The 11,281-nt window shown below is 69.8% G+C and carries 8 protein-coding genes and 2 pseudogenes; all 10 read right to left on the bottom strand.

Annotation, left to right across the window (positions count from 1 at the left end):
* Positions 1 to 32 precede the first annotated feature (32 nt).
* Positions 33 to 1,217: a cytochrome P450 family protein gene (locus ABD352_RS20990; RefSeq protein ID WP_344614127.1), complete on the bottom strand. Its 1,185-nt coding sequence runs from the start codon at positions 1,215 to 1,217 to the stop codon at positions 33 to 35.
* Positions 1,218 to 1,219: 2 nt separating this feature from the next.
* Complete coding sequence (locus ABD352_RS20985) at positions 1,220 to 1,591, bottom strand: MarR family winged helix-turn-helix transcriptional regulator (protein WP_344614126.1); 372 nt, start codon at positions 1,589 to 1,591, stop codon at positions 1,220 to 1,222.
* Positions 1,592 to 2,607: 1,016 nt separating this feature from the next.
* Positions 2,608 to 2,919, bottom strand: a complete 312-nt coding sequence (locus ABD352_RS20980; RefSeq protein ID WP_344614125.1) for a hypothetical protein — start codon at positions 2,917 to 2,919, stop codon at positions 2,608 to 2,610.
* Between the two features lie 126 nt (positions 2,920 to 3,045).
* Positions 3,046 to 3,918 (bottom strand): annotated as a pseudogene (locus ABD352_RS57675) (zinc-ribbon domain-containing protein); the annotation flags it as partial.
* A gap of 715 nt (positions 3,919 to 4,633) precedes the next feature.
* On the bottom strand, positions 4,634 to 4,969 hold the full coding sequence (locus ABD352_RS20975) for a hypothetical protein (protein ID WP_344614124.1): 336 nt from the start codon (positions 4,967 to 4,969) through the stop codon (positions 4,634 to 4,636).
* Positions 4,970 to 5,256: 287 nt separating this feature from the next.
* On the bottom strand, positions 5,257 to 6,534 hold the full coding sequence (locus tag ABD352_RS20970; RefSeq protein ID WP_344614123.1) for a hypothetical protein: 1,278 nt from the start codon (positions 6,532 to 6,534) through the stop codon (positions 5,257 to 5,259).
* Between the two features lie 865 nt (positions 6,535 to 7,399).
* A complete protein-coding gene (locus tag ABD352_RS20965; protein ID WP_344614122.1) occupies positions 7,400 to 8,464 on the bottom strand; it encodes a tyrosine-type recombinase/integrase in 1,065 nt (354 codons plus the stop codon).
* A complete protein-coding gene (locus tag ABD352_RS20960) occupies positions 8,461 to 8,928 on the bottom strand; it encodes an AbrB/MazE/SpoVT family DNA-binding domain-containing protein (protein WP_344614121.1) in 468 nt (155 codons plus the stop codon). Before ABD352_RS20960 ends, ABD352_RS20965 begins: the two co-directional genes overlap by 4 nt.
* 600 nt (positions 8,929 to 9,528) lie before the next feature.
* On the bottom strand, positions 9,529 to 10,521 hold the full coding sequence (locus ABD352_RS57670) for a YncE family protein (RefSeq protein ID WP_425553582.1): 993 nt from the start codon (positions 10,519 to 10,521) through the stop codon (positions 9,529 to 9,531).
* A gap of 19 nt (positions 10,522 to 10,540) precedes the next feature.
* Positions 10,541 to 10,981: pseudogene (locus ABD352_RS57665) on the bottom strand (transposase); the annotation flags it as partial.
* Positions 10,982 to 11,281: the final 300 nt, after the last annotated feature.

Below are 11,281 nucleotides of genomic sequence, written 5' to 3'. Positions count from 1 at the left end.
GTGCGATCACCTCGGGACGTGCGCCGCGGTGGTCAAGGGGTCAGGCGGCCGGTGAGACGCTGGGTGGCCGCGGCGAGCAGTCGATCGCCGGCCAGCCGGGCCAGGGTCATGCCGGCGCCGTCCGGGTTGGCCGGTGCCAGCCAGCGCAGCGCGGCAAGCTGTGGCGGCTGCCGGTCGGCTTTCGGCGCGGCGTGGACCAGGAGCAGGCATGGCACGTCGGCCGGGATGCGGACCTCGTGCAGCAGGACCGGCTGTGTGGTGACTCGTAGCCACGCGGCCGCCAGCGGCGCGGGTGGCATGGCGGCGGCGATGAGGTCGGCCCGCTGCCCAGCGTCGGTGGCCAGGCCGGCGACCGCGGCCGGGTCGTTCGCAATGGTGACGCCCAGGGCGTCGACGACGCGGGGCAGCAGCTCGGCGGTGGCGTCCCAGGCCGCGGCGAACAGCGCGCTGCACAGGGCGGCGATGTCGTCCAACGGCACCCGGTCGGCACCCATACCCCGGCAGGCGAGCAGGTCGTCGACAATGGTGTCGGGCCGGTCCGGATGCAATACGCCCATCGGTGCTGCCGCGCGGTCGCGTACGATCCGGCCCACGATCTCGCGCAGCACCGCGAGCGGCAGCACTGCCTCCGTCACCGGCGTGGTGCACGCATCCGCGAGCTGCTCACGAAGCGCGCCGACCTTGTCGATCGTGGCGCCGCAGACGCCGAACGCCGAACCGACCACCGCGCACGCCAGCCGCTCGACCGGCGCGCCGCCACCGGCCGGCCAGGATGCGGCGCCGCCGGGCAGGCCGGCGAGCGCTGCGGCGGCCTGCCCGGCGTGGACCCGGACGCGGCGGTCCCACACGAGGCCGGCCTGCATCGTCGACGCTGGCCAGACGATCCGCAGCACCGCCCGCGCTCGCACATCCAGCGGTACCGTCGGCGCTCGGATCGGTGATCGGGCCAGCGCACCGCGCCAACCGTGTGCGTCCTCGGGCAGCGCGACCGGCACCGGTACCTCGCCGAACGTCACTGGATCACAACACGCCTGGCCAACGACGGCGTCACCCGTGATCAGCCACAGGCCGGACCGCTCGTCGAAGCCGACAGACCCCTCGCCCGGCGCACGTCGCACCAGCTCTGCTGGGGCCGGGTGCCGGAACGCCGCCGTGTGATCGAAGCGCAGCGCCACGCCGGCTGCGGGGCGGGGCTGGGCGTGATGCGGCGTGGTCACCGTCAAGCCCCCCGGCCCTGACGGAGACCACGCCGCGGATACGGCCGGACCCGCTCGGCCATGGCGAACAGCACATGCCGCGTCCGCGGATCCGGGATGAGTTTCGCCTCGACGGACGCGACCGCCGCACGCAGCTGTGCAGCCTGCTGCCGCCCGGGCTCGGTGGCCACCAGCTCGACCTGGCGGTGATCGCGGCTCGGGGTGCTCCGGCTGACCAGCCCCAGCCGTTCCAACCGGGCCACGGCGCTGCGTGTCGTCCCCTGCGCCATCCCCGTCGCGGCAGCCACCACATGCATCCGGACGGCGTCCTGGCCGTCGACGATCGCGGCGAGCGCCGCGAACGCGGTCCAACTCACCCCGGCCGGCTCGAGCACACGCCGCTCCACCTCACCACGCAGATGAGCGGCCACCCGCGCCGCGCCGAGCACCGCCCCCGCCGGCGGTACGGCCGGCGGCGTTCCGGACGCCCCAGATGTCGGCGCGGTCACCGGATGCGGTCCCGCAACCCACGCACCGCCGTCCAGCCCTTCGGCCGGTGCCGGCCCCGATAGCGCGACGTGAACGTCGCCATCCAGCCCGCAGCCGACCGGTGCCGGCCAGCGGCCCCCCTCACATGGTGACTCGTCATCGATCGGCCCCCGTTGGCATCAACGCGCACACGCGCAGCAGTCAGACACGCACCCCAGCTCCCGGACCCGAGGGCCGTCTGGAGCTGGGAGGCACGTCTCGACCTTGCCGGTCCCGCCGATCCGGCGATAGTTGGCCAGGGTTAGCCAGTTTCCGTGTCCGCCCCGGAATGCAGTGAGTGACCGATGTCAGGATGTGTACTGCGGGACCTCGATACGTGCCGTTTGCCAGCGAGGCTCGTCCCTGCGCTAGAACACGCCCGGACGGTGCGGCTGCAGGTCGTCGTCCCGCCACAGTTTCGCCACGTAGTGCCAGGACACTGACACCTCCTCAGTGCGCGAGACCTAGCGGGCCATCTCCCGGCTCGACCAGTGCGACAACCCCCTCTTGACCGGCGGCGTCATGTGGGTCAACACCAGGATCAGGCCGTACCTCCGCCCGGACCTGCTCCCGGCCGCCACCCTGCTTGCGCTCCTCCAAACCGGCCAGCCCGAACCGCTCGTACCGATCCTCCAACGGTCCGCAGCGGGCAGTGACACTCCGGGCAGCTCACGGGCGTCCTTGCGCAGCCGGCCCTCGGCCGTCCACAACACGGTCCGAGCCCAGGTCGCCATCACCGCTGGCACGTCACGGCTGTTGACCACCGCTCGCAGCTCAGCCGCCTGCTCGTCCGTCCGCACCGCAAGACCATGATGGACCGCCAAGGTCGAATCACGCCCATCAACGGTCATGAGTAGATAGCGGAAACAGGGGTCACGCGACACTAGTCGGGAAGTTCGGCCGCTACCGGGCTCGAGGTGACGGGGGACGGGGCTGCGAGCCATGCGCGGATCGCCTCGACCACGCGCTCGGGTTCCGGCAGGGTCGGGTAGACCGTCAGCTCGAGGTAGTCCGGGTGGCTGAGGCCGAGCGTCGGCAGCGGGGTCTCGCGGAGACGGACGACGAGCGAGCCCGCGGCGAGTAGATCGCGCGACTTGTCGCGGTCGACGTCGCCCTTGTCGGCGTGCCAGTAGGCCCCGTCGTACTCGACGAGCAGCGTCCGCCCGTCGGCGAGGTTCACGGTCACGTCGGGCACCCACACAGATCGTCGGGTGAAAGCCGGGTGACGCATGGCGAGCCCTGAGAACGCTTCCCGGAAGGCGGCACGAACGGCCTCGAAGTGGAGCAGCTCGATCCGCGACTTGCCAGTCTCCCGGCACATCGGACAGTCGGAACCGTGGACCCGGACCGCGGTCGCCACACGCCACCGATGGGCGGGATTGGTCGGGCAGACCCACTCCGGAACGAACGGCAGGGAGGCGCTGGGGCGTACCTCCCACGGGGTCCGCGGGTTGTCCGGCGACCACTCGGCGGCTAGGTCTGGGTAGTGGTAGGAGAGCGAATCGAGGATCGTCCGGCATACCGGGCAGCGCAGTCGTTGCCCTTTCTCCCGCTCGGCTGGCGACGCGTGCCATTCATGGCCGCAACTCGGCTCCAGCCACCACGCGGCTCTTCGGGACCCCGGAGACACGTCAGCCGCGCGGCGGGTGCCGTTGCGGGTCGGGTGCCATTGTTCGGCGATCTCGGGGTTCATCGTGAGCCCGTCGACGTGCCGGCCCTCGGTGAACGCTTCCGCCCGTGCCGCGACGTTGGCCGCCCGGGTGTCCTGCCCACGGCACGTCGGGCACCCGCTTTGGAGGTACGTCCCAGGTGTAACCCTCGGATAGTGCCCGCTCGAGCAGCGGAACCGGCGCAGCCAGTGACCAGCGAGCATGACGGTCGCCGGGTCCGCGTCGTCGGCCCAAGCCGCGAGCAGCTCGGGGTAGGCGGTAACCGGCGTTACCTTCGCCCGTTGGTACTCCGCGTCCCACGCGGCACGGCGACGCTCGGCGCAGTCGGGACACGTCGGATCAGCGAACATGTCCGCGACCTTTGCCTCGAATCTCAGCCCGCACTCGGGGCAGCGCCACCACGCCGCGCGCCGGGTCCGCTCGGTCGCCGTCGCCCAGAGATCCGCGGGGTTGCGATCGTGGTCCCACCATTCACGCGCCTGAGAATCGGAGTCGCGGAGCAGCTCAGCGGCGGGCTTGGTCATGTGGGCCCGCCGCGGGTTGGTCTGGCAACTGCACCCGAAACCGATGTCACCGCCCCGGGCGGCGCTGATCCTGCCGCAGTAGCGGCACCGGACCCGGTGCGGGTCGCCCTCGCACACGGGGCCGGTGAGCGGTCCCAGGTAGTCGTACCCGTGGGCTTCGGCATGTGCCCGGACGCTCTCGACGGTCTCGCTTCGCCCAGTATCGAAGCCGGCCAGCAAGGCGCGTTGCCCGGCCGCCCGGCCGCGCCAGCAGCACGCTCGGCAAGTCGGCTCCCCGGCCGTGTTCCGGTCGAGTGTGTAGGCGAATCGGTAGTGCGCCTCGCATCCGCACTTGAGGCAGCGAGTCAGCCGCCACGCGTTCGGCCCGGTGAACGGTCCCAGTGGTGCTAGGCCGCCTTCGCGAAGGATGGCCGTTATGTGCCCGTCGCACCATGCCGGTTTCGATCTCGTTTTGTAGGCGGCCTGCAGAGCGCAGCCCGGCCAGGCACATTCCTGTACAGCCATGCGCCCATCCTGGCACCTGACACCGACGCGCTTCCGCGACGGTGTCAGGGCCTCTCAGTCGGGAAACTCGGCGACGATCGTGCAGAGCAATAGCCGGACGTGCGACTCGGTAAGCCCGAGCGGGACCATGATGCTAATCAGTTCTGTCATCGGCCGCGGTGGTGCTGTCGTCCGCGAGGCGTCGACGTCGCATCTCCTCGTGCAGCCGCGTTCAGCCCTGTGCTTGCGTCAGATCGGCCTTGGCCCGGTGGAGGAGCACCCGACCGAGCACACGGTCGTGCCCGATCATGCGCCGGTCGCCAGGCACCCACGATGCGGCACATTGCGTGCAGAACATCGCCCGGCGCCACGCCGCTGCCGCCGCCGTGTGGGCTCCGCCGAACTGCTCGTGGGCCCGACGCCGGACCAGCGCCTTCAGCCCGGACACCACAGCCACGATCACCGCGACCGTGCCGAACAACTTGAACGCGGCAACGTTCTGCTCAGATGGCGAAGCGGCGGTACCGAACGCCAAGAACGCGAACAACGCGACCGCGCCGACCGCCACGCGAACAGGCCGCTGCCATGACGGCAGCTGGGCCGGCGGCGCCAGCGCCGCAGACAGCCCCGTCTCGGCTCGCGCCTGACCCGTCGACCGGCCGTGTACGCCACCTGGGCCGTGCTGCAGTGCCGTCGATGTGCGTCCGGCCGGACTCATACAGCATCGGGACCGCCACCGCGTGATGCTCAGGAGCACGCGGGCAGCGATAGGTCGCCGAGCGGGCCGAGCTGGCGCCACCAGCGCCCGCGCTGCCTCCACGGGCGGTCATGTCGTTGTTGTTCATCCCTCGCCGCCTACCCCGCCATCGAAGAGATTGATACCAGCAATGGCGATTCGTCCCGTTTGTCCTTTTCGCCCCGTTCGGACGCTGCCGGCTCAACGTCCGAAGCGGCAGCCGTGCCACGGCCTGCACGCGCGTCGTCGCGGTCCTGCTCGGTGATCAAGCCCGTCTCGATCCAGCTCCGCAGGACGCGGCTTGCATAGTTGTTCGTTCCGGCCGCCCGATCCAGGTCTGCCCCGGTGACCGGAATCCCGGTAGCGCGGCACTGCTGGAAGTGGGACCACATCTTGCCCTGGATGTCGCCGTCAGCTGGACGCGAACCGGCTGCCAGCGGCGTAACCGCGCGGTCCGGAGTGTTCTGGCCCCTTGGGCTCTCGCCGTGTCTTGTCGCGTCTCGCAACCGGCCGCGACTCCGTGCCGTCTCGTCTCGTCTCTCATGCGCGGGGCCCGTCTCGTGGTCTCGGCTCTCGTCTCGTCTTGACTCCGATCGCGCCAGCAACGCCGTCTCGTCTCGTGAAACCGTCTCGCTCAAGTCGGCGTTAGCGCCCGCCGCACTGAGCTGGCCAGCGAGTGTTCCGGCCGGAGTCTCGTCCCGCCAGGTCTGGCGAGTCTCCTCGACACCTGCGGCGGGCACCGGGTCGCGGCCGGGTGTCTGGTCTCGGTCGAGCCGACCGATTCCTGTCGCGGGCGTCGCGGTCGACCTCGCAACCGCTCCGAGAAGGGTCGGCTCCGAGACAAGCCCGCCACAGCCCTGGTCTCGCGCATCGTGCACCGGCCGCGGTTCTGCAGTCTCGTCTCCGGCGAGTGGCCCGGGCTGGGCCGAGCCGACTACGACGGTGCTGGCGTCCGCTGTGGTGTCCATGGCCAGAGCGCCGCGCTGCCGGTCGATATCCGTCTGCAACTCCGCGACGATCTCGGCGAAGAGCCGCTGGAACGACCCGGCCGCCTCGGCGACCACCAGGATCAGCAGCGGCCCGCAGGCGTGAATGCCCAGCCCGACCCAGTCCAGGCCCAACATCGGGCCAGCGATGTTGAGCGCGAGCGTCATCGTTGCCGTGATCCACCGCAGCGCGGTCACCCACCCGGCCGTGCGGCCGTACTGGTGCATGATCCGGTCGCCCCAGAGCCCGATACACATCGCAAGGTCCACCATCAACGGCAGACCCGGAGCCGTCCACCGCAGCACACCATGCTCGATCAGCAGCGGCGTGACATTGACCGCTCCATAGACCATCACGCCGAACGCAATGCCCCACACGGCGCGGTTGATCCACCCGCCGGTCCGCTCCACAACAGTGACATCGCGCTCCAGCCGGCGAACCCGACGCTCACGCCAACCCGGATCTCGACCATCCTGATCGACGTCAGGTCCGGGGCGCGCACGTACGCTGCTCCTTGCCATCTCTCTTGCACTCCAAGTCCAAAGAGGGGTGGAACGGCCTCAGTGGGCGGCAACCCGCTGAGGCCACCTTGATCAACTAGCGCCGATGCCGGCCCGGAAGCCGCGCACGTGGTGCCCGGCAAGGCTGGCCAACTACCGCAGGTAGCGCTGACACGGCATCGTGTAGGCGACGTTCCGGACACGCTGACGGGGGACAGGCCGATGGACAGCACGGCTCGGACCATGACGGCCTGCGGAGCCGCGGCACTCATAGGTCTCGGTGCCGGACTCGCACTGGCACGACATCTCACGAAACGTGATCGCCTCAGTCCCTCGACACCTGACCGCCGGAATGATCCGTCTCGGCCCAGCGCCACCTACCTGGCCGGCTAAATCCGCGGCTTCGAGGATGGCGATTCCCACGCCGCTGCGTAGCCTCGTCGCCTCAGTCGGACATCCTGCCGCTGACCGTCGCCCCCTTGCCTGCCCACGCCAGCAAGGGGGCGATTCGCATCCGCAGCACGACGCAACGACCGCCGCGGAGGCTCTGGACCGCCGTGGACAGCGTTCATAGCGCGAAACCGGTAGCAAGATCGGTAGCGAAACCACGCCCGGATCCACCGGGTCTCGCGAGGTCACAGGGGTAATCACTGTAGCTCAATGCACCTGCTGTGAGCTGCTTTGGCCTGCCAGATCCTCGCCGAGGCGACACCTTGTAATCGGAAGGCTGCGGGTTCGGCCGGTGAAGCTGTGCCTTGATCGGCGAGCGTCATGGTTAGCACCGTTCCCGGACGGGGACGGCCTGGCCTACCGCGACCGGGCCTGATGTCGTTGACGGGGCAAGGGGGTGAGCCTCGCCGGTGAGCGCTGCGAGCGCCGCGGCGACTTCGTGGAGTGTCGCCCTGACGTACGTCGCGGTGACGCTGACGTCGCCGCCCATGTGACCGGCGTACGCCTGCGCGACCGCGTAGCCGAATTGGCGTTCGACCCATGTCAGCGTCGTGTGCCGCAGCCAGTGGGTGCTGATCTGCTGTGTGGTCACCCAGGGGAGTACGCGTCCGACGCGTTCCCAGAGGTGGTCGTATCGGCGCCGGGAGATCGGCCGTCCGTCGCGGTAGCGGAGAACGGGAGTGCTTGGTGAAGCCTGGCGTTCCCCGATGTGTCGCAGAAGGTGACGCATCAGCGTGGGGGAGACCGGTTGCCATCGAACTGTCTCGCCCTTCTCCTTCAACAGGATGAGGCACTGCTCCGAGTCAAGGTCCGTCGGCAACAGGGCAAGCGCGCCGCCTCGGCGGCACGCGGTCTCGGTGTGCAGGCGCAGCAGCAGAGTGTCCAGGTCCGGATCGTCGCCCGTGGTGCTCGCGACCTGGTTGATCTCTGCCAGCCGTGCATCGGCGATCGCTCGGCGGGTGCTGGGCAGCCGGCGAGGTTTCTCCACTTTCTGGGCTGGATCATCCGCGGCGGTCAGGTACCCGTCCGCGACGGCTCGCTTGTAGAGGCAGCGCAAGGCGGCGATGAACAGCTCTGCGGCACTGCGGCCTCCGCGCGCGTTGCGCCGTGACACGACGTTCGCCTTGATTTGCTGAGCCAGGCGTTCGATCTCGGACGGGGTCACCTCGTCGAGCCGTCGGTCTCCCCAGGTCTCCGCCAGCCGCTTCCAGTAGGAGCTGTAGGCGCGGCGGCTGCCGTTCCCCACAGCGTCGGCTACCACAGGTACGTACTCGGCGAATGTGGGTGTCTGTCGACGGTCGCGTGCGGCCCGGTGCAGATCGGCGGGGGATACGCCGAGACGGTCCAGCAACAGCAGGGCAGCGTCGATGTCCGCTTGTGCGGCGCTCATGTGGCGTCACCGTCCAGCACGTGGCGGTGACGATCGGCGATCATGGCGTCAATGGCGGCCGGTGGATGAATCACCAGCCGCCGTTCGCCTGGCTCTGCGGCGATGAGCAGCCGATCGGCTGGCGAGATCGCGCAGCGGCGCCGGACGACGGCTGGAATGTACAGGTGGCCCTGCCGGGTGACCGCGAACACCCCTCGTGGGTTGGCGTCGACGAGCAGCAGCCCGCTCTGCTCCTGGATGGCGTACCGGGTGCCGGGCTTCCAGCCCATCACCCGGACGATGGCCTGATCGGCGAGCCTGCCGTTGCAATCGATCGCCGGCAGCGCGTAGACCGTCCGGCGGGTCCGTCGATCGGTGAAGGCCGGCAGTGGCAGCGGACCACTGGCAGGCCGTCTCGTCGCTGCCTGACCGCTCGCAGCGGTTGCGAAAGAGCTCGGCACGACTGCGGGCACGGTACTGGTCATGGACGACACCACCGTCCAACTTCGCCCAGCACAGATGCTTGTTTGGAGTGTTCGAACACGCTCGAACACGGGTGCGTCAGACGACGCAGGGATGCTATGGGTTGGTGTCGAAGGGGGGATCTCGACACAGAAAGCCAGCACACACGCCGGAAGCGTGTGCACATGCCGATAGCGTAGCCAGCTCAGCGTACGGCTTCAACCGGCATGGTGGCAGCCATCTGAAGAGTGACTCGGCCGATCTGGGCAGACGGCTCGGAGAACCGAAGATTGCCTGCGAACGGCTGAGCTGGAGCAGCCTGCCGCATTCCGCATTGGGCGGCCGAGGAGTCCGGGGTGCTGGCGTCGAGTTGCTAACTGCTGCAGAGCACCTCGAGTGGTGCGTTGGCGGTCTCGTAGAGGTACGTCTCGGCGCAGGCCAGCAGTTGCAGTTGAGCTGCGCTGGCGCGGGCAGCGGACAGCCCGGGTTGGACGATGGTGACCTCGAGCCGAGTCCGGGTGACCCGCGCTCGGTGCTGAAGACTGCGGAGGGTGGCATCGTCGCCGACTTCGATGCCGGGTGGCCGGTGCATGGCACCGGTACCCCTGTGCACGGACGATCGGTTAGCGCGTCGAGTCGAAGCTCAGCAGGGCGGGTTGGCCGGTCGTTCCGTGTGGGACGGGGTAGTAGCTGCGGTGGGTGGTGGGGTCGATGGCGACGACGTGTGCGCCGTCGGCGAGATGCGCGCGGCCGGCGACGGTGAGGCGGCGGTCGTGCTGGTCGAGGGTGGTGAGCCGGCCGCTTTCGGCGGCGACGTAGAGGCGGCCGGCGGACGGGTCGTAGGCGAGGACGTCCGGATCGTCGCCGACGCGTTGCGTGCCGAGGACCTTCCAACGGTTGAGGTCGATGGTGAGCAGGGTGGCGTTGCCGTCGCAGGCGACGAACGCCATGCGGTGCGCGGGGTCAAGGGTGAGTCCGTGGTTGTGGTCGCAGCCGGGCAGTGGCAGGCGTCGGGTAATGGTCAGGGTGGCGGGGTCGATGACGGCGAGGACGTCGCGGGTCTGCACGTCGACGAGCATCCGGGCGGTGGCCGGGTCGTAGGCGACGTTGCCGGCCTCGCTGGCGAGGTCGACGGTGCCGCGGATGTGTCCGTTGTCGGCGTCGATGACGGTTTCGGAGCCGCCGGTCTCGTTGGTGGTCCAGATCGTGTGGTGTTGCGGGTCGTAGGCGAGCCCGTCCGGGTAGTCGCTGGTGGGGGCCTGGCCGAGCCGGGCGCCGGTGTCCTCGTCGAGGATGACGAGTTGGTTGGCGGCGGTGGCGGTGGCGTAGACACGATGCTGTTGCGGTACGACGAGGACGCCGTGGACCTGGTCGACGCCGTCGATGACCCGTACCACCCGGTTGGCGTGGACGTCGACCTCGATGACCTGGCTGGCGCCGAGGTGCGCGATGAACAGCAGCCCGCGGTCGGCGTCCAGGCTGGCGTAGTCGAATCGGGAGCTGTCGCCGGGTAGGGAGATCTCGCCGGCGGGGCGCAGCGGCAGGGCGACAGTGGGTGTGGGCCGCTGCCAAGCCAGCACCACCACCGCGACGGCGATGAGGGCCGCGACGGCCACCGTGGCGGCCAGCCAGATCCGGCGGCGGCCGTGCCGGCGCGCGGTACGGCCACCCCGGGATCTGCTGATCCTGGTTCCGGCCCCGGCCGTGGACGTGGCAGAACAGCCGGTCAGGGCTGCTCGCCGCGTCCGGGCGCAGCCACGGACTGACATCCACGGCAAGCATGAGCCGTCCCTCGCCCGAGCGGGGTAACGGCAGGCCCGCCACCGCCGTGCGCAGCCGCTGCACATCGATACGGCCGGCGTTGAGTCCGTCGTACATCGCGCCGTGCCCACGCCGGTGCTCCGGCGCCAACGTCAGGTCCACCAACGTCTTGACCGGCCCGTCGGTACACAGCAGCGCATCGGTCAGCTCGAACAACGCGTCAGCCCGAGCGGTCACACACCGGTAGAACTCCCGCCGGAACCTGCCCAACTCCCCGAACGCGCCCGCCACGGCAGCATCAGGCACACTGATCATCCAGACAGCCCTTGGTCATAGATCTTCTTCCCTCGACAAGAAGAAGGATCAACCAAGGGCTGTCCCATGATCAGCCGGGGTCACCACCGACCGGCCGCAGGTTAAATAACTAGCTGAGGCGCTCGCCGACTCTGACCGTCGAACGTAGCATCGCTACATATGGACGGGCCCGCCGCCGACCGCCTGGTCGCCGCGTATCTCGACGCGGTGCTCGCCGCGCTGCCCGCCGGGCGGCGCACGCGGGCCGCTATCCGGGCCGAGCTGGCCGACGGGCTCGCGTGCGCGGTCGAGGCGCGCACG

Origin of the sequence: Dactylosporangium salmoneum (genome assembly GCF_039532525.1) — a bacterium.
GTDB classification, from domain to species: Bacteria; Actinomycetota; Actinomycetes; order Mycobacteriales; family Micromonosporaceae; genus Dactylosporangium; species Dactylosporangium salmoneum.
Note: the sequence above shows the minus strand (reverse complement) of the source record. Positions and strands in the feature narration are given on the sequence as shown.